13 protein-coding genes are annotated in these 18,085 nt (G+C 73.1%); 7 read left to right on the plus strand and 6 right to left on the minus strand.

Annotated elements, in window-relative coordinates:
* Window positions 1-1,638, minus strand: coding sequence for a glycoside hydrolase family 13 protein (locus tag ACRYR2_RS21805; protein WP_432564992.1), 1,638 nt, complete (start codon window positions 1,636-1,638; stop codon window positions 1-3).
* 64 nt (window positions 1,639-1,702) lie between these two features.
* Here ACRYR2_RS21805 and ACRYR2_RS21810 point away from each other — a divergent pair, with 64 nt between their 5' ends.
* Window positions 1,703-2,902, plus strand: coding sequence for an ROK family transcriptional regulator (locus tag ACRYR2_RS21810; RefSeq protein ID WP_432564993.1), 1,200 nt, complete (start codon window positions 1,703-1,705; stop codon window positions 2,900-2,902).
* A 6-nt stretch (window positions 2,903-2,908) separates the two neighbouring features.
* On the opposite strand, the gene panB is transcribed toward ACRYR2_RS21810, so the two are convergent.
* Together panB and ACRYR2_RS21820 are read right to left on the minus strand one after the other, a co-directional pair.
* Window positions 2,909-3,730, minus strand: a complete 822-nt coding sequence (panB, locus tag ACRYR2_RS21815; protein ID WP_432564994.1) for a 3-methyl-2-oxobutanoate hydroxymethyltransferase — start codon at window positions 3,728-3,730, stop codon at window positions 2,909-2,911.
* Between the two features lies 1 nt (window position 3,731).
* Entirely contained in the window at window positions 3,732-5,519 is a 1,788-nt protein-coding gene (locus ACRYR2_RS21820) for an NAD+ synthase (RefSeq protein WP_432564995.1), read from the minus strand.
* A gap of 857 nt (window positions 5,520-6,376) precedes the next feature.
* On the opposite strand from ACRYR2_RS21820, the gene ACRYR2_RS21825 reads away from it, so the two are divergent.
* Both ACRYR2_RS21825 and ACRYR2_RS21830 read left to right on the plus strand, forming a co-directional pair.
* The gene (locus ACRYR2_RS21825) at window positions 6,377-7,720 is read left to right on the plus strand and encodes a glutamine synthetase family protein (RefSeq protein WP_432564996.1); all 1,344 of its coding nucleotides are present in this window, start codon (window positions 6,377-6,379) and stop codon (window positions 7,718-7,720) included.
* Between the two features lie 16 nt (window positions 7,721-7,736).
* Window positions 7,737-10,877: a bifunctional [glutamine synthetase] adenylyltransferase/[glutamine synthetase]-adenylyl-L-tyrosine phosphorylase gene (locus ACRYR2_RS21830; RefSeq protein ID WP_432564997.1), complete on the plus strand. Its 3,141-nt coding sequence runs from the start codon at window positions 7,737-7,739 to the stop codon at window positions 10,875-10,877.
* Between the two features lie 28 nt (window positions 10,878-10,905).
* On the opposite strand, the gene fgd is transcribed toward ACRYR2_RS21830, so the two are convergent.
* Window positions 10,906-11,919: a glucose-6-phosphate dehydrogenase (coenzyme-F420) gene (gene fgd / locus ACRYR2_RS21835; protein WP_432564998.1), complete on the minus strand. Its 1,014-nt coding sequence runs from the start codon at window positions 11,917-11,919 to the stop codon at window positions 10,906-10,908.
* Window positions 11,920-12,053: 134 nt separating this feature from the next.
* Here fgd and ACRYR2_RS21840 point away from each other — a divergent pair, with 134 nt between their 5' ends.
* Both ACRYR2_RS21840 and ACRYR2_RS21845 read left to right on the plus strand, forming a co-directional pair.
* Window positions 12,054-13,076 carry an acetamidase/formamidase family protein gene (locus ACRYR2_RS21840; RefSeq protein ID WP_432564999.1) on the plus strand — a complete coding sequence of 341 codons (1,023 nt, stop codon included), beginning with the start codon at window positions 12,054-12,056 and terminating at the stop codon, window positions 13,074-13,076.
* 12 nt (window positions 13,077-13,088) lie between these two features.
* Window positions 13,089-13,847: an SDR family NAD(P)-dependent oxidoreductase gene (locus ACRYR2_RS21845; RefSeq protein ID WP_432565000.1), complete on the plus strand. Its 759-nt coding sequence runs from the start codon at window positions 13,089-13,091 to the stop codon at window positions 13,845-13,847.
* A 44-nt stretch (window positions 13,848-13,891) separates the two neighbouring features.
* Here ACRYR2_RS21845 and ACRYR2_RS21850 read toward each other — a convergent pair whose 3' ends face one another.
* On the minus strand, window positions 13,892-15,298 hold the full coding sequence (locus tag ACRYR2_RS21850) for an NAD(P)/FAD-dependent oxidoreductase (protein ID WP_432565001.1): 1,407 nt from the start codon (window positions 15,296-15,298) through the stop codon (window positions 13,892-13,894).
* 245 nt (window positions 15,299-15,543) lie between these two features.
* On the opposite strand from ACRYR2_RS21850, the gene ACRYR2_RS21855 reads away from it, so the two are divergent.
* Window positions 15,544-15,843: a response regulator transcription factor gene (locus ACRYR2_RS21855; RefSeq protein WP_432565002.1), complete on the plus strand. Its 300-nt coding sequence runs from the start codon at window positions 15,544-15,546 to the stop codon at window positions 15,841-15,843.
* Between the two features lie 85 nt (window positions 15,844-15,928).
* On the opposite strand, the gene glnA is transcribed toward ACRYR2_RS21855, so the two are convergent.
* Window positions 15,929-17,353 carry a type I glutamate--ammonia ligase gene (gene glnA, locus ACRYR2_RS21860; protein ID WP_432565003.1) on the minus strand — a complete coding sequence of 475 codons (1,425 nt, stop codon included), beginning with the start codon at window positions 17,351-17,353 and terminating at the stop codon, window positions 15,929-15,931.
* A 181-nt stretch (window positions 17,354-17,534) separates the two neighbouring features.
* On the opposite strand from glnA, the gene ACRYR2_RS21865 reads away from it, so the two are divergent.
* The gene (locus ACRYR2_RS21865; protein WP_432565004.1) at window positions 17,535-17,951 is read left to right on the plus strand and encodes an RDD family protein; all 417 of its coding nucleotides are present in this window, start codon (window positions 17,535-17,537) and stop codon (window positions 17,949-17,951) included.
* Window positions 17,952-18,085 lie beyond the last annotated feature (134 nt).

Below are 18,085 nucleotides of genomic sequence, written 5' to 3' on the forward strand. Positions count from 1 at the left end.
TCAACGGGAGGGTGGTGCCTGCTCGGCCTCGAGCCACACCGTGGTGTCCGCCGGAACCAGGTTCCCGCGCACCTGCCCGCTGCACAACACGACCCGCCCCGCGGGCAGCTCGACGGGGTCGGGTCCGAAGTTCGTCAGGCACGTCCACCCGCCGGGACGGGTGAACTGCACGACCCCTTCCGGGGCCGGGACCCAGGTGAGCTCCTCGCTCACCGGCAGGCGCCGGCGCTGGGCCAGCGCCTCGCGGTAGAACTCCAGCGTCGACCCGGGAACCCCGTCCTGCCGGTCGGCGGCGACGTCGGCGAACCACGACGGCTGCGGCAGGTGCGATCCGCCGGGACCGAACCCGAAGGAGGGGCCGGCCGCGGTCCAGGGGAGGGGGACGCGGCAGCCGTCGCGGCCCTTCTGCGCCCCCTGCGAACGCAGCCACGTCGGGTCCTGCAGCGCGGCGGCGGGCAGGTCGGCCACCTCGGGCAGCCCGAGTTCCTCACCCTGGTACAGGTAGGCGCTGCCGGGCAGCGCCAGCACGAACGCCGTGGCCGCCCGGGCCCGGCGCAACCCGCCTCCGGTGTCGGGTTCGGGATCCTTGCCGTCGGACAGCAGCCAGGCGTCCAGGTCGGCGCCGGCGGGCAGGGCGTAGCGGCTGGCGTGCCGCACCACGTCGTGGTTGGACAGCACCCACGTCGAGGAACTGTCCGCCTCGCGGGCGAACCGGAGGTTGTCGGTGACGACCCGGCGGAAGGCCGCGGCGTCGAACCCGGCCTGCAGCAGGTCGAAGTTGAAGGCCTGGCCCAGCCCCAGCGGGGAGGCGTACCGGGTGCGCCGGTGAGCCGGGACCCACGCCTCGGCCACGGCCGTGCGCGGTGGGTCGTACTCGTCGAACAGCCGGCGCCACTCGACGTAGATGTCGTGGACCTCGTCGCGGTCGAAGAACCGGTGGTCACCGTCCAGCACGTCGGCCAGGTCGGCGGCCGACGGCAGCGGTTCGGTGAGGTCCTTGGCCAGCGCCATCGCCACGTCGATGCGGAAACCGTCCACCCCGCGGTCGGCCCAGAAGCGCAGGGTCCGCAGGTGGTCGGCCCGGACGTCGGGGTGGTCCCAGTTCCAGTCCGGCTGCTCGGGGGCGAACAGGTGCAGGTACCAGTCGCCGTCGCCGACCGGTTCCCAGGCCGGTCCGCCGAAGATCGCGGTCCAGTCGCTCGGCGGCAGCTCGCCGTCCGCACCGCCGCCGCGGCGGAAGACGTACCGCTCGCGCTCGGGGGAACCGGGGCCGGCGGCCAGCGCCTGCCGGAACCAGGCGTGCCGGTTGGAGGAGTGGTTCGGCACGATGTCGACGACCAGCTTGATGCCGGCCTCGTGCAGGGTGCGCACGAGCTCGTCGAACTGTTCCAGGGTGCCGATGCGGGGGTCGACGGCGCGGTGGTCGTCGACGTCGTAGCCGCCGTCGGCCAGGGCCGAGGGGTAGAACGGCGAGAGCCAGACCGCGTCGACGCCGAGCCGGGCCAGGTGCGGCACCCGGGAGGTGATGCCGGGCAGGTCGCCGATGCCGTCGCCGTCGGAGTCGGCGTAGCTGCGGGGGTAGATCTGGTAGACGACGGCGTGCCGCCACCAGTCCCGGTCTGCGGTTCGTTCGCTCACGCGGGTCTCCGGTGATCGGTAGTTGATCTGAGGCCTAAATCTAGGCGACGGCTAAAGTCTGCCCATGGACGTGCGGCAGGGTCAAGGGGTCCGCGGGAACGGTTCGGTGACGCGCCGGCTGAGGGACGACAACGCGCTCGCGGTGCTGCACCACGTCTGGGACCTGCCCGTCGGACCCGACGGGACCGAACCCGGGGTGACGGGATCGGACCTCATGGCCGCCACCGGGCTGTCCCGGGCGACCGTGCACGACGTGTGCGACGAGCTCATCGAGCGCGGCTGGCTGCGTGAACTGCCCAACGAGCGGGCCGCCGGCGGCTACACCAAGGGCCGGCCCGCCCGCCGGTACGGGTTCGACGTGCACGCCGGGGCCGTCGTCGGGGTCGACGCCGGCCAGCACCGCATCGCCGCCCGGGTCGCCGACCTGCGCGGGCGGATGCTGGGAGAGACCTCCCGCACCGTCGACCACGACCTGTCCACGCCCGTCGCCGAACGCCTCGAGGTGGTCGCGCGGACCGTCGAGGAGGTCGTGCGTGCGGCCGGCGCGCCGACGGTGCTGGCCGTCGCGCTCGGCGTCCCGGCCCCCGTGGGAGCCGGCGGCCGCACCGAGTTCTCCGGCAACCCGTACTGGGAGCTCATGAACCCCGGCCTGGTCGCGCACCTGCAGGACCGGTTCGGCTGGCGGGTGCTGGCCGACAACGACGCGAACCTGGCGGCCCTGGCCGAGGGGTGGATCGGCAGCGGCCGGGGGGTCCGCAACCAGGTGACCCTGCTGGCGGGCGAGCGCATCGGCGCCGGGATCGTCGACGACGGCCGGCTGCTGCGCGGGGCGCGCGGCGGGGTGGGGGAGATGCGCTACCTCGACCTCGTCAGCGGCGTCGGGTCGGCCGACGGGCTGGGCAAGGTGCTGCGCGACCTCGCCCACCGGGCGGGGGGTTCCGGCGTCGCCGAGGAGGTGGTGGCCGCCGCCGCGGCCGGGGAGGAACTGGCCGGTTCGCTCGTGGAGGCGGCCGGGGAACGGCTGACCCGCGTCGTGGTGACGCTGGCCAGCCTGTTCGACCCCGAACGGGTCGTCGTCGCCGGCGGAGTCGCCGGGGCCGTGGGGCTGGTCGAGGTCGTGAACACCGAACTGCCCCGGTTCCTGGACCTGCCGCGGCCCCTGGTCGTCGCCTCGACGCTGGGGCGCGACGTCGTCGTGCTGGGGGCGCTGCGGCGCGCGCTGGACGAGGTCCGCGCGCAGGCGCTGTCGATCGCGCTGCGCTGAGCGCCGTCAGAAGGAGTGCTCGGGGCCGGGGAAGGTCCCGTCGCGGACCTCGGTCGCGTACTGGCGTGCCGCCTCGACCAGCTCGGTGCGCAGGTCGGCGAACTTCTTGACGAACTTCGCGGTGCGCTCGCTCAGGCCCGCGAAGTCCTGCCAGACCAGGACCTGCCCGTCGGTGCCGCTGCCCGCGCCGATGCCCACCGTCGGCACCGCGAGGGTCTTGGTGACCTGCTCGGCCACGTCGGCGGGGACCATCTCCATGAGCACCGAGAACGCGCCGGCCTCGGCGAGCGCCCGGGCGTCGGTCAGGACGCGGTCGGCCGCCTCGCCCCGGCCCTGCACCCGGTACCCGCCGAGGGCGTGCTCGGACTGCGGGGTGAACCCGATGTGCGCCATGACGGGGATCCCGGCCTCGACCACGGCCCGGACGCGTCCGGCCCGGGCGGCGCCGCCCTCGAACTTCACGGCGTGCGCGCCGCCCTCCTTCATCATCCGCACCGCGGAGGTGACGGCCAGCTCGTCGGAGGCCTCGTAGGAACCGAACGGCAGGTCGGCCACGACGAAGGCGTGCGGGGCGCCCGCGACGACGGCCCGCACCAGCGGCAGCAGGTGGTCCAGGGTGATCGGGATGGTCGTCGGCATCCCGAACACGGTGTTGGCCGCGGAGTCGCCGACGAGCAGCGCGGGGATCCCCGCCTCGTCGAACAGCGCCGCGGTCATGGCGTCGTAGCTGGTGAGCATCGACCACTTCTCGCCCGCCTCCTTCCACTGCTGGAAGTGGTGGACGCGGGTCCGGCGGCGGCGGGCGGGTGCTTCGGTGGCGTACGACATGTCAGTCCTGCCCTGCGCTGAGGTCGGTCTTCGTCTCCACGGGGGGCGTGAGCGACTCCTGGGCGGTGGGTTCGCGCCAGCGGTTGGTGATGGGCAGCCGCCGGTCGCGGCCGAAGGCCTTCAGGGAGATCTTCGGACCGGGCGCGAACTGCCGCCGCTTCCACTCGGCGCGGTCGACGAGGGTCACCACGGAGTCCACCAGGGTTCCGTCGAAACCGGCCGCGAGCATGTCGGCGCGGCCCTTGTCGCCCTCGACGTAGTCCTCCAGGATCGCGTCGAGGACCTCGTACGGCGGCAACGAGTCCTGGTCGGTCTGGTCGGGACGCAGTTCGGCCGACGGCGGCTTGGAGATGGTGTTCTCCGGGATCGGCGGCTGCTGCCCGCGCGCGACCGCCTCGGCGTTGCGCCAGCGCGACAGTTCCCACACCAGCGTCTTGGGGACGTCCTTCAGCGGCGCGTACCCGCCGACGGAGTCGCCGTACAGCGTGGAGTACCCGACGGCCAGTTCGCTCTTGTTGCTGGTGGCCAGCGTGAGGTGGCCCTCCTGGTTGGCCAGGCCCATGAGCGTCGTGCCGCGCACCCGCGCCTGCAGGTTCTCCTCGGCCACCCCGTGCAGCGGGACGGTGGCCAGGAACGCGTCGACCATCGGCGCGATGGCGTACTGCCGGTACTCGAAACCGCAGCGGTTCGCCAGGTCCTGCGCGTCGTCCTTGGAGTGCTGGCTGGAGTACCCCGAGGGCAGCGAGATGCCGACCACGTTCTCCGGGCCGATGGCGTCGCAGGCCAGGGAGGCGACCAGCGCGGAGTCGATGCCACCGGAGACGGCGATGACGACCGAGCGGAACCCGTTCTTGCACACGTAGTCCCGCAGACCCAGCACGATCGCGGCGTGCACGTCGGCGACGTCGGGCAGCGGCTCGTGCACCTCGGCGGGACGCGGCTCGTAGGCCGGGACGGGCTCGGTGCTGACCGTGACCCGCTGGACGTTCTCCTCCCAGCCCGGGGTGGCCACCCCGTCCGGCAGGTCCAGGTCGGTGACGACGAGCGACTCGCGGAACTGCGGCCCGCGCGCCAGCGTCGTGCCGTGCTGGTCCACCACGAGGGAGTCGCCGTCGAAGACGAGCTCGTCCTGCCCGCCGACGGCGTTGACGTAGGCGATGGGGCAGTCGGCCTCGGCGGCGCGGCGGGCGACCAGTTCGAGGCGCACGTCGTCCTTGTTGCGTTCGTACGGCGAGGCGTTGAGGACGGCCAGCAGCCCCGCTCCGGCGTCACCGGCCCGCTGCACCGGCCCGCCGTCCTGCCACAGGTCCTCGCAGATCGCGACGGCCACGTCCACGCCCTTGACGCGGACGACGAGCAGGTCCCGGCCGGGGACGAAGATGCGGTACTCGTCGAAGACGCCGTAGTTCGGCAGGTGGTGCTTGGCGTAGCGCGCCACGACACGACCACCGTGCAGGACCGCGGCGCAGTTCTGCGGCAACCGCCGCGACCCGCCGGCGTGCGCCTCGGAGGAGTCGACGTACCCCACGACGACCGTGACGTCCCCGTTGCCGTCGTCGGCCAGCTCCCGCGCCAGCCGCCCCAGCGCCTGCCGGGAGGCGTCGACGAACGAGCGCCGCAGCGCCAGGTCCTCCACCGGGTAGCCCGTCACCGCCGTCTCGGGGAACAGCACCAGGTGCGCCCCGTCGGCCGCCGCCTCCCGCGTCCACTCCCGGATCGTCCGGACGTTGCCGTCCAGGTCGCCGACGGTCGTGTCGATCTGGGCCATGGCCACGCGCAGCTGGGGCATGGGGCCAGCGTAGTGAGCGGGTGGGGGAGTGGAGCTCCCGGTCGGGTCGTGGGGCAGCCTCACCCGCGCCCGTCCGTCGCACCCATCGGTGTCACCACGTCGAGCGAGCCGTGGGTGTCCCGAGCCGGTCGTGGGAGCGACGGTTCCGGGACACCCACCGGGGATCCGACACCGTCCAGGTGCCGCAGTCGCCGGATCACCGCCGTGTCCACAGCCTCCTGACCGACGCGGCCGTCCACAGCTGGACGGTGCGGACCCGCACACCACGACTGCGCGCCGCAGTCTGCGTCGCATGCTCTCCGTCCCCGAGGTCCTCCGCTCGACACTCCGCCAACAGCAGGGCCTGCTGACACGGCCCCAGCTCCACGGCGCGGGCGTCACGTCCGCACAGGTCCGGTGGGCACTCGGTCGGCACTGGCGACTGGTGCACCCGGACGTGTTCGCCACCACGACCGGGCGGCTGGACCCGGGACAGCTCCTCCTGGCGGCGTCCCTCTTCGCGGGACCCGGCGCGCGTCCTCGGCACCATCGAGCGTGCCCACCTGGCTCTGCGGGGAGCGCGCCGGCCCGCTGTCGTGGCGCGTCCCCGCGTGCCCGTCTGATCTGGCGGGGTCGTGGAGGGAGGCGTGGGTGCACCGGGACGTCGCCCTGGCGCCCGGAGCGGGACACCCACGCCTCCCTCCACGTGATGACACCGATGGGTGCGACGCGTGGGATCGCTTCGCACCGGGGCGGCGGGACGCGCGGCGGGGCGTGCGCGGGGTCCGACACGCCGATGCGCGATGATGACCGCGAAGACCCACGGGGAGGCCGGTGACCGCCGGCGGCCCGGCGAGCGGAGCGACGGAAAGGGTGCCATGGACCGCCAGCAGGAGTTCGTGCTGCGGACGCTGGAGGAGCGGGACATCCGCTTCGTCCGGCTCTGGTTCACCGACGTCATCGGGACGTTGAAGTCGGTGGCGATCGCGCCGGCCGAGCTCGAGGGGGCGTTCAGCGAGGGGATCGGGTTCGACGGCTCCGCCATCGAGGGCCTGTCGCGGGTCTCGGAGTCGGACATGCTGCTCAAGCCCGAGCCGTCGACGTTCCAGGTCCTGCCGTGGCGCACCACCGACGAGCACCAGGGAACCGCGCGCATCTTCTGCGACATCCACACCCCGGACGGTCAGCCGGCACGTTCGGACCCGCGGTTCGTCCTCAAGCGCGCCCTGGACCGGGCCGCGCAGAAGGGCTTCACCTTCTACACGCACCCCGAGATCGAGTTCTACCTGTTCAAGGGCCCGCTGGAGCGCGGAGCGACGCCGGAGCCGGTCGACTACGTCGGCTACTTCGACAACCACCCCGGCAGCACGACGACCGACTTCCGCCGCACGGCGATCTCCACGCTGGAGAGCATGGGCATCTCGGTGGAGTTCAGCCACCACGAGGGCGGGCCGGGGCAGAACGAGATCGACCTGCGCTACGCCGACGCCCTCACGACGGCCGACAACATCATGACCTTCCGCACCGTCCTCAAGGAGGTCGCGGGCGACCAGGGCGTCTACGCCAGCTTCATGCCCAAACCGCTGGCCGGGGAGCCGGGTTCGGGCATGCACACCCACCTGTCGTTGTTCGACGGGGACGCCAACGCCTTCTACGAGGCGGGCGCGGAGTACCAGCTGTCCCGCACCGGGCGGCAGTTCATCGCCGGCATCCTGCGGCACGCCGCCGAGATCACCGCGGTGACCAACCAGTTCGTCAACTCCTACAAGCGGTTGTGGGCCGGCGGTGAGGCGCCGAGCTACATCTGCTGGGGCCACAACAACCGCTCCGCGCTGGTGCGGGTCCCGATGTACAAGCCGTCCAAGGGGCAGTCGGTGCGCATCGAGTACCGCGCGCTGGACTCGGCCGCCAACCCGTACCTGGCCTTCGCGGTCCTGCTGTCGGCCGGCCTGAAGGGCATCGAGGAGGAGTACGACCTGCCCGACGGCGCCGAGGACGACGTCTGGTCGCTGACCGACGCCGAACGCCGGTCGATGGGCATCGAACCGCTCCCGCAGAGCCTGGAGCACGCGATCTCGGTCATGGAACGGTCCGAACTGGTCGCCGAGACCCTGGGCGAGGGGGTGTTCGACTTCTTCCTGCGCAACAAGCGCCAGGAGTGGGCCGACTACCGCTCCCAGGTGACGCCGTTCGAACTCCAGCGGTACCTGCCGCTGCTGTGACCGGGGGAACGTCGCGGTGACCACGACTCCGGGCCGGCGCTCGTCCGCCGCCGCGCAACTGGTCCGGGCCGGTTTCGCCGACCCGGACCGGGCGCTGCGGCTGCTGCGGGACCCGGCGCTGGCCGGGGTCGTGCGCGCCGAGGGTGAGCTGGAGTTCGGCGACGGCACCGCCGACCTCATCCGCGCCCTGGGCCGCACCGCCGACCCCGACCAGGCCCTGCTCGGGCTGGTGCGCTGGGCCGAGGCCCTCACGGCCGGCAGCGACCGCGACTCGCCCCCCGGCGACGTCGAGGGCGAGGCGGCCGCGCTGAACCTGCTGCGCGCCGGCGACGTTCCCGCCGTCGTCGGCACCCGGGCCCGGCTGCTGGCGGTGCTCGGCGGGTCGATGGCGCTGGCCGACCACCTGTGCCGTCACCCGCGGCACTGGACGGTGCTCGTGTCGGCGGTCCCACCGGACCCGGCCGAGCTGCGCACGGAGTTCCTCGCCGCGGTCGGCGCCGACCCCGGGGCTCCCGTCCCCGTCGCGACGACCGGACGCTCCGGCCGGACCCCCACCGACGCCCTGCGGGTGACCTACCGCCGCCGCCTGCTCGGGCTTGCCGGACGCGACCTGGCCTCGGCCGACCCGTTGAGCGTCCTGCACGTCACCTCGGCCGAACTCGCCGACCTGGCCGCAGCGGCCCTGGAGGCCGCGCTGGCGATCGCCCGGTCCGAACTGCCCGGCCACGACCCCGCCGACGGGCCCGGGTCCTGGCGCGCGTGCCGGCTCGCGGTCATCGGGATGGGCAAGACCGGCGGCCGCGAACTGAACTACCTGTCCGACGTCGACGTCGTCTACGTCGCCGAACCGACCGCCGGCGCCGCCGAGGACGACGCGCTGGCCGTGGGCACCAAGCTGGCCGCCGGCCTGCAGCGCATCTGCTCGGCCCCCACCGGTGAGGGGTCGCTGTGGGAGGTCGACGCGGCCCTGCGCCCCGAGGGCAAGTCGGGGCCGCTGGTCCGCACCCTGGCCAGCCACCTGGAGTACTACCGCCGCTGGGCCAAGACGTGGGAGTTCCAGGCCCTGCTGAAGGCCCGGCCCGTCGCCGGCGACGCCGAACTCGGCTGGGACTACCTGCGCTCGATCGCGCCCATGGTCTGGAGCGCCAGCGAACGCGAGGGTTTCGTCGGCGAGGTGCAGGGCATGCGCCGCCGGGTCGAGTCGCTCATCCCCTCCAAGGAGGCCGACCGTCAGCTCAAGCTCGGGGTCGGGGGCCTGCGCGACGTCGAGTTCAGCATCCAGTTGCTGCAGATGGTCCACGGCCGCAGCGACGAACGGTTGCGGCGCAGCGCGAACACCCTCGAGGCGCTGGACTCCCTGGCGGCGTACGGGTACGTCGGCCGGCACGACGCCGGGGAACTGGACCGCGACTACCGGTTGCTGCGTTCCCTGGAGCACCGCATCCAGGTCCACCGGCTGCGGCGCACCCACGTCATGCCGGTCGCCGAGTCCGACCTGCGCCGGCTCGGCCGCTCGCTGGGGTTGCGACCGGATCCGGTGCAGGCCCTCGAGGACGTCTGGCGCGGCACCCGCCGCGACGTGCGGCGGCTGCACGAGAAGTTGTTCTACCGGCCGTTGCTGACCGCCGTCGCCAAGCTCCCGGCCGCCGACGCCCGCATCGACGCGCACCTGTCGCCCGAGGCGGCCCGCGAACGCCTCGCCGCGCTGGGCTACAGCGACCCCGCCGGTGCCCTGCGCCACCTCGAGGCGCTCACGGGCGGGGTCAGCCGCCGCGCCAGCATCCAGCGCACGCTGCTGCCGGTCCTGCTCGCCTGGTTCGCCGACGGCGCCGATCCCGACGCGGGGCTGCTCGCCTTCCGGCGGGTGTCCGAGGCGCTGGCCGGGACCCAGTGGTACCTGACGATGCTGCGCGACGCCGGGGCCGCGGCCGAACGGCTCGCCTACGTGCTGTCGGCGGCGCGGATGCCGGTCGAACTGCTCATGCGCTCACCCGAGGCCGTCTCGGTGTTCGCCGACGACGAGCGCCTGGCCCCCGAGGACGTCCACGAGGTCATCGCCGACGCCGCGGCCGCCGCCGGCCGGCGCGAGGAGGTCGGCGCCGCGGTCCTGGCCGCGCGCGGTGTGCGGCGTCGCGAGCAGTTCCGCACCGTCGTCGCCGACCTCGTCGGGGTGCGCGACCTCGCCGGGGTGGGCCGGGCGCTGGCCGACGCCGACCAGGCCGTCCTGGAGGTCGCGCTGGGCCTGAGCGTGCGCGAGGTCGAGCGCCGCTCGGGCGAACCGCTGCCCACCCGGCTGCTCGTCGTGGGCATGGGCCGGCTGGGGGCGGGGGAGACCGGCTACGGCAGCGACGCCGACGTGCTGTTCGTGCACGACCCGCTGCCCGGCGCGGACGAGAACCGGGCCCAGCGGGCGGCCACCGACGTCGTCGCCGAACTGCGCCGCCGACTCGGCGCGCCCGGTCCCGAACCGGCCCTGGAGGTCGACGCGGACCTGCGCCCGGAGGGCCGCAACGGCCCGCTGGTGCGCTCGCTGTCCAGCTACCGCGCCTACTACGAGCGGTGGTCGCTGTCCTGGGAGGCGCAGGCGCTGCTGCGGGCCCGGCCGGTGGCCGGGGACGCCGACCTCGGTGAGCAGTTCCTCGAACTGGTCGACCCGCTGCGCTGGCCGGCCGGTGGCCTGTCCGAGGCCGACGTGCGCGAGGTCCGCCGCATCAAGGCCCGCGTCGAGGCCGAACGACTGCCCCGCGGCGCCGACCCCTCCCGGCACCTCAAGCTCGGTCGGGGCGCCATCTCGGACGTGGAGTGGACCGCCCAGCTGCTGCAGCTGCAGCACGCCGCCACCCACGAGGGCCTGCGGACGGTGTCGACGCCGGGTGCGCTGCGCGCCGCGGCCGCCGCGGGACTGCTGTCCGGCGACGACGCGGACGTCCTGCTCACCGCCTGGGACCTGGCCTCCCGGGCCCGCAACGCCGTGGCGTTGTGGCGCGGGAAGTCCGGGGACTCCCTGCCCACCCAGGCCCGCGACCTGGACGGGGTGGCCCGCATGTTCGGGTTCGAACCGGGCCGTTCCCGCGAGTTCGAGGAGATGTACCTGCGCACGACGCGCCGTTGCCGCGCCGTCGTGGAGCGGGTGTTCTACGGCCGCACGGGGTCCTGAACCGTCGGGGACGGCGTCGGGGGCAGCGTCAGGGACGCAGCAGCGGCACCACGTCGGCGGTGAACTGGGACAGGAACCGCGACTGGTCCTGACCGGGGGCGTGGAACACCAGGTGGGTGAAGCCTGCGTCGACGTACTCCTGCACCCTGGCGGCGACGTCGGTGGGATCGCTGGAGACGATCCAGCGCTTGGCGACCTGCTCGATGGGCAGTTCGTCGGCCAGCCGGGCCATCTCGACCGGGTCGTGGACCTGCGCCTTCTGCTCCGGCGTCAGGGACAGCGGCGCCCAGAACCGGGTGTTCTCCAGCGCCTGGGCCGGGTCCTCGTCGAAGGACAGCTTGATCTCGATGGTCCGGTCGATCTGCGCCTCGGTGCGACCGGACGCCTCCAGGCCCTCCTTCAGCGCGGGCAGCAGGGTTTCGGAGTACAGGTCCATGCCCTTGCCGGAGGTGCAGATGTAGCCGTCCCCGGCGCGGCCGGCGTACTTGGTGACCCCCGGCCCGCCGCCGGCGATGTAGATCGGGACCTGCTGGGCGGGGCGGTCGTAGACGGTGGCGTCGTGCAGCCGGTAGTACTCGCCCTCGAAGGTGACGCGCTCCTCGGTCCACAGCTCCTTGATGAGCCGGACGGCCTCGCGCAGCCGGGCGAAGCGTTCCCTGGTCTCGGGGAAGTCCACGCCCACGGCGTGCTCGTTGAGGGCCTCACCGGTACCGATGCCCAGGATCGCCCGGCCCGGGGCCAGGCAGCCCAGGGTGGCGAAGGCCTGGGCGATGACGGCGGGGTTGTAGCGCAGGGTGGGGGTCAGGACGCTGGTGCCCAGCTGGACGCGGGAGGTCCTGGCCGCGACCCAGGGCAGCCAGACCAGCGCGGAGGGGGCGTGACCGTCGACGTGGCGCCAGGGCTGGAAGTGGTCGGAGATCCAGACCGAGTCCAGGCCCTGGTCCTCGGCCTGCACGGCGAAGTCGGCCAGCTGGGTGGGGGCGAACTGCTCGGCGGAGGCCTTGTACCCCAGCTTCAGGGGCTGACCGTGCGTGTCGACCATCGTCCTCGCCTCTCCTCGGTCCCGGCCCGATCCTCGTCGTCGTCCAGGGTGGGCCCACGCTAACGCCCGCCCCACCCTTCCCCGGGGCCGGGTGCGTGCGGTACAAGATCAGCACCCACCACCGCAGGAGGACCGTGCGCACCCTGGAGCCGAGTGTCGAGGTCGTCGAGTTCACACCGACGCCCGAGCAGTACGCCTGGACGTTCGGCGGGGTCGCCCCCGTCGCGCGGGTGCGGCCGGGCACCGCGCTGCGGTTGTGGAGCGACGACGCGTTCTGCGGCCGGCTGCGCTCGGTGACCGACCTGGCGAGCGCGTCGTTGCAGATGCCGTACGTCAACCCGCAGACGGGGCCGTTCTTCGTCGAGGGCGCCGAACCCGGCGACACCCTGGTGCTGCACGTCGTCGACGTCGAACCGGCCCGCAGCTGGGGTGCCTCGGCGCTCATCCCGTACTTCGGTGGCCTCACCTCCACCGACCGCACCGCGACGCTGCAGCCGCCGCTGCCCGAACGCACCTGGATCTACGAGGTCGACTCCGCAGCGCGGACGGTGACGTTCGCCTCCGGGGAGTTCTCGCTGCCGCTGCCGATCGAGCCCATGCTGGGCACGGTGGGGGTCGCCCCGGCCGCCGGGGAGGTGCGCTCCTCGCTCGTCCCGGACTCCTTCGGCGGCAACATGGACACCCCTGAACTGGGGCCCGGCACGACGGTGTACCTGCGCGTCAACGTCGAGGGGGCGCTGTTCTCCCTGGGCGACGGGCACTACCGCCAGGGCGAGGGGGAGTCCTGCGGAACGGCCGTCGAGGGGGCCGTGAACTCCCTCGTCGTGGTCGAGCTGCTGAAGGCGCGCTCCGGTGTGGTCGCGCCGGCCTGGCCGCGGCTGGAGAGCGACGCGCACTGGACGGTCGTGGGATCGGCCCGGCCGCTGGAGGACGCCTGGCGCGTCGGTCAGGTCGAGGCCGTCGCGTGGCTCGGGGAGCTCACCGGGCTGGACACCCTCGACGCCTACCAGCTCCTCTCGCAGATCAGCGAGGTGCCGCTGGCCAACGCCGTCGACGTGAACTACAGCGTGGCGACGAAGATCCCCAAACGCCTGCTCCCGACCACGGTCGCGGCGTACGGCGGCGTGCACGAGCGGATGCGCGCGCTGACGCGCTGAGAGGAGGCCTGAGTGGACCTGCAGCTGGAGGGCGCCAAGGTCCTGGTCACCGGGGGAACCCGGGGGATCGGGGCGGCCATCGTCGCCGAGTTCCTCGCCGAGGGCGCCGACGTGGCGATGTGCGCGCGGACGGCGGCCGACGTCGAGGTGGCCGTCGCGACGGCGAACGGTCCGGGAACCCTCACCGGTGCCGTCGTCGACGTCGCCCACCGCGACGAGGTGAGCGCCTGGGTCGAGGAGGCGGCCGCCGAACTCGGCGGCATCGACGTCGTCGTCGCCAACGTCAGCGCCATCGCCGCCGCGAACGACGTCGAGTCGTGGCGGTTGTCGCTCGACGTCGACCTCATGGGGACGGTGTCGCTGGTCGACGCGGCGTTGCCGCACCTGCGCCGGGGCGGAGGCGGGGCGATCGTGACGATCGGCAGCGTGTCGGGGCGAGAGGTCGACGCGTTCGCCGGGCCGTACGGGACGGTGAAGGCGGCCCTGGTCGCCTACACGCAGGGGCTGGCGTTCCAGCTGGCGGCCGAGGGCATCCGGGCGAACACGGTCTCGCCGGGGAACACCTACTTCCCCGGCGGGGTGTGGGAGCTGACCGAGCGCAACGACCCGGACTTCTTCGCCGAGGCGCTGGCGCTGAACCCGACGGGCCGGATGGCGACCCCCGAGGAGATCGCCCGGCCCGTCGTGTTCCTGGCCAGCCCGGCCGCGAGCTTCGTCACCGGCACCAACCTCGTGGTCGACGGGGCGCTGACCCGAGGCGTGCAGTTGTAGGCGCCCTGGACCCAGCCCCGACTCAGCCCCGACTCAGCCCCGACTCAGCCCGTGACCGCCAGCGGGGAGGCCAGGACGGCTTCCAGGAGGGCGTCGCGCGGGGGCGCGGGCGGGACGACGGGTGGGCGGTGACCGGTGGGTGGCCCCGCGGGCGCTCCCACCGGCGGCGCCGTCCGCAGCCGCAGCACCCGCGGGACCAGGGCCTCGATCGACTCCGGGGCCGACAGCAGGTTCATGTGCTGCCCGACCGCCCGTCCGATCACCGGGTCCCTGCCCGCGGCGGCCAGGACGTCCGAGCGCGTCACGGTCCCCGCCGGTGAGGCCGGGACGGGGGCGTGGTGCAGCGCCGCCCGCCACACCGCCGACCGCTCCCGGTCCAGCGTGCAGGTGTCGTCGAACCAGCCCCGCAGTTCGCCGTCCCGCCACGCGTCGTGCTGGGCGCGCCACGACTGCGGATCGCCGGGGGAGTCGGCCACGGCCGTGGCCAGGCGCAACGCCGAGGCGACGGCCAGGGACGAACCGCGGCCGAAGTGCGGGTTGGTGGTGCAGACGGAGTCGCCGACGGCGTGCACCCCGAGCGGAACCCCCGTCGTTCCGCGGGAGAACCGGTTGCGCAGGCCGGCCATGACCAGGACCTCCGAGACCGGGGCCGAGCGCGCCGGATCGGCCCACTGGGCGGCCAGCGGGACGGCCGCGACGGCCCGCTCGAACAGCGGTTCCTCGCGCAGCCGGGCGAGGCCGTCGTCCTCGGGCAGCCGGGTGAAGGTGATCGTGAAGTAGCCGTGGTCGTGCGGGAACACCAGGAGGGTGTAGCCGTCTCCCTCGGAGACCGAGACCACCGCGCGGTTGACGGTGCCGGGCTCGGCGCCGGGGTGCAGCCGGTAGCGGCGGGAGGTGTAGACCTCGTCGCAGGGCTCGTCCCAGACCTCCGGGGAACCCCCGACGTCGACGCCGAGCCGGCCCCGGCGTCCGGTGGCGTCCACGACGAGGTCGGCCGGCAGCGACCCGCCGTCGGTCAGCCGTACCGCGCGGACCCGGCCACCGGCCGCGTCCAGCCCGCGGACCCCGGCGCTCACCGTCCGGATCGCCGGGTGGTCGGCGAGGGCCCCGTGCAGGACCCGCTCCAGGAGGCTGCGCCGCAGCCACGCGCTCCGGGCCGTCGGGCCCAGGGGCACCGGGACGGCGCCAGCCTCGTCCAGCCGGCGTGCGACGTCGGGCAGGCCCGCGTCGAGTTCGGCGAACATGCGGGCCTGGAAGGCGTGCGGCTGGTGGAAGTGCGGAACCCCCCGTCGCCGCCAGGCGTCCACGTCCGCCGACCGCTCGGGAGGCCGGCCCTCGTCGCGTTCGACGACGACGACGTCGTGACCCTGGTCGCCCAGCGCGAGGGCCGCGGTCGCCCCCGCGACTCCGGCACCGGCGACGACGACCTGCTGACGCTGCTGTGGACGCACTCCGCTGCCCCGTTCCCCTCCGGGCGGAACCAGGTCGGTGCCACCCTCCCGTGCTCCGGTCCGCCGGCCGCGGCGTGCTGACGGCACCGGAACCCTGCAGGTTCAGCCTGCCGCTGGCGCAGCACTGACACATCCCCACGAATCCACCGGATTTCGGGGCCGAGCAGGGGTGGTGGCGAGCATCATCCGTGTGCATCGGGCGCGTCGTGAAGGACCGGCCCGGAAGTCGCCGAGGGGGTGGGGGGATGGCTGGTGCTGCACGAGTGCGGTCGGACCGGACGTGTTGCGCGCGAGAGCACCTGACGGACCGGGAGGTGGCGGTGCTGACGCTGGTGGCGCGGGGGGCGGGGGACCACGCGATCGCCTCCGAACTGCACCTGAGCCCGCACACGGTCAGTTCGTACGTGGTGTCGTTGCGGGCCAAGCTCGGCGCCGCGTCGCGGCCGGAGATGGTCGCGAAGAGCTACGTGCTGGGGTTGCTGCTGGCCGAGGTCTGGCCACCGGTGGCCGGGGTGCTGCGCTGCGTGGCGGGAACCGGCGTGTAGAGCGCACGTCAGAACGCACCAGAGCCGCCGCCCGCGGGGCGGGCGGCGGCTCTGGTGCTGCCGTGAGGCGGAGGACTACCGACGATCAGATGTCGTAGTAGAGCTCGAACTCGTGCGGGTGCGGACGCAGACGGATCGGGTCGATCTCGTTGGTGCGCTTGTAGTCGATCCACGTCTCGATGAGGTCGGCGGTGAACACGCCGCCCTCGAGGAGGTAGTCGTGGTCGGCCTCGAGGGCGTCGAGCACGGAACCGAGGTCGTACGGGACCGTCTTGATGTTCGCGTGCTCCTCGGGCGGGAGCTCGTAGAGGTCCTTGTCGACCGGGTCGGCCGGCTCGATGCGGTTCTTGATGCCGTCCAGGCCCGCCATCAGCTGGGCCGCGAAGGCCAGGTACGGGTTCGCCGACGGGTCCGGCACGCGGAACTCGATGCGCTTGGCCTTCGGCGAGTTCCCGGTGATCGGGATGCGGATGCACGCCGAGCGGTTGCGGGCCGAGTAGACCAGGTTGACCGGAGCCTCGTAGCCGGGGACCAGGCGGTGGAAGGAGTTCACCGTCGGGTTGGTGAAGGCCAGCAGCGACGGGGCGTGGTGCAGCAGACCGCCGATGTACCAGCGGGCGAGGTCGGACAGGCCGCCGTAGCCCTTTTCGTCGTAGAAGAGCGGCTCGCCGTCCTTCCACAGCGACTGGTGGCAGTGCATGCCCGAGCCGTTGTCACCGAACAGCGGCTTGGGCATGAAGGTCACGGTGTGACCGTTGCGCAGCGCCACGTTCTTGATGATGTACTTGAAGAGCAGCAGCTGGTCGCCGGCGTTCTTCAGCGTGTCGAACTTGTAGTTGATCTCGGCCTGGCCGGCGGTGCCCACCTCGTGGTGCGCGCGCTCGACCTGCAGGCCGGCCTTCTCGAGTTCGACGACCATCTCGTCACGCAGGTCCGAGAAGTGGTCGATCGGCGCGACGGGGAAGTAGCCACCCTTGTAGCGCGTCTTGTACCCGAGGTTGCCACCCTCCTCCTTGCGGCCGGTGTTCCACGCGGCCTCGATGGAGTCGATGTGGTAGTACGACTCGCGCTGGTTCGTCTCGAACCGCACGTCGTCGAAGATGTAGAACTCGGCCTCGGGGCCGAAGAAGACGGTGTCGGCGATGCCGGTCGTCTTCAGGTACGCCTCGGCCTTGGCCGCGATGTTGCGCGGGTCACGGCTGTACGCCTCGTCCGTGAACGGGTCCACGATCGAGTGGTTGATGACGAGGGTCTTCTCCTTGCGGAACGGGTCCAGGAAGGCCGACGTCGGGTCCGCGATGAGCTTCATGTCCGACTCGTGGATGGCCTGGAAGCCGCGGATCGAGGACCCGTCGAACATCTGGCCCTCGGACAGGGCGTCGACGTCCACCGTGCTCGCGGGGACGGTGAAGTGCTGCATGACACCCGGCAGGTCGCAGAACCGGATGTCGACGAACTTCACGTCTTCGCGCGCGATGAAGTCGATGACCTCTTGGGCGTTGCTGAACATCCAACCTCCAGGAACGGATTCGGCTCGGTTGTCGAGCCTCCGCGGACGCGCTGACCGTAGGGGCACGATGTTTCGCGCGTGTAACAGCCGCGTTTCCGGCACCTTACCGACGTGCCGGGGGTGCGGTCGACGACGGGGCGGGTGAGTCGGCTCACCCGGTCGGCCCACGTACCCTGGGCGCGTGGCCGATCCGACGAAGCCCTCCGCCGACGACCAGCCCGCCGGCGTGCGCCTGGGCCTGCCGCGCGAGGGCCCGGGATCGGTGGCCGGCTGGGGCCGGCGCTTCCTGGGCCTGCTCGTCGACTGGGTCGTCGCGACCGTCGTGGCCCGCGCCTTCCTGAGCGGACTGGGGCGCGACCTGGGGCCGCTGCTGGTCTTCTTCCTCATGCACGTGCTGCTGGTGTCCACGATCGGCATGAGCATCGGCCACGCCGTCACGGGCATCGCGGTGCGCCGCCTCGACGGCCGTCCGGTGGGCTTCGCCCTCGGTGCGGCCCGCGCGATCCTGCTGACCCTGGTCATCCCCGCCGTCGTCTACGACCACGACCGCCGCGGCCTGCACGACAAGGCGGCCCAGGTGGTGGTCGTCCGGCGGTGATCCTCTCCGCTGAGGGCGGGCGGCTCCAGCTGTCCCGCTCCCGAACGCCGACGAGGCCCACGGCTGGTCCGCACGTGGGTGCGATCCAGCCGTGGACCTCGTCGGCGTTCAGGAGCGGGACGTCGCCGCCTACC

It is taken from the genome of Kineococcus deserti (genome assembly GCF_050871945.1).
GTDB lineage: Bacteria > Actinomycetota > Actinomycetes > Actinomycetales > Kineococcaceae > Kineococcus.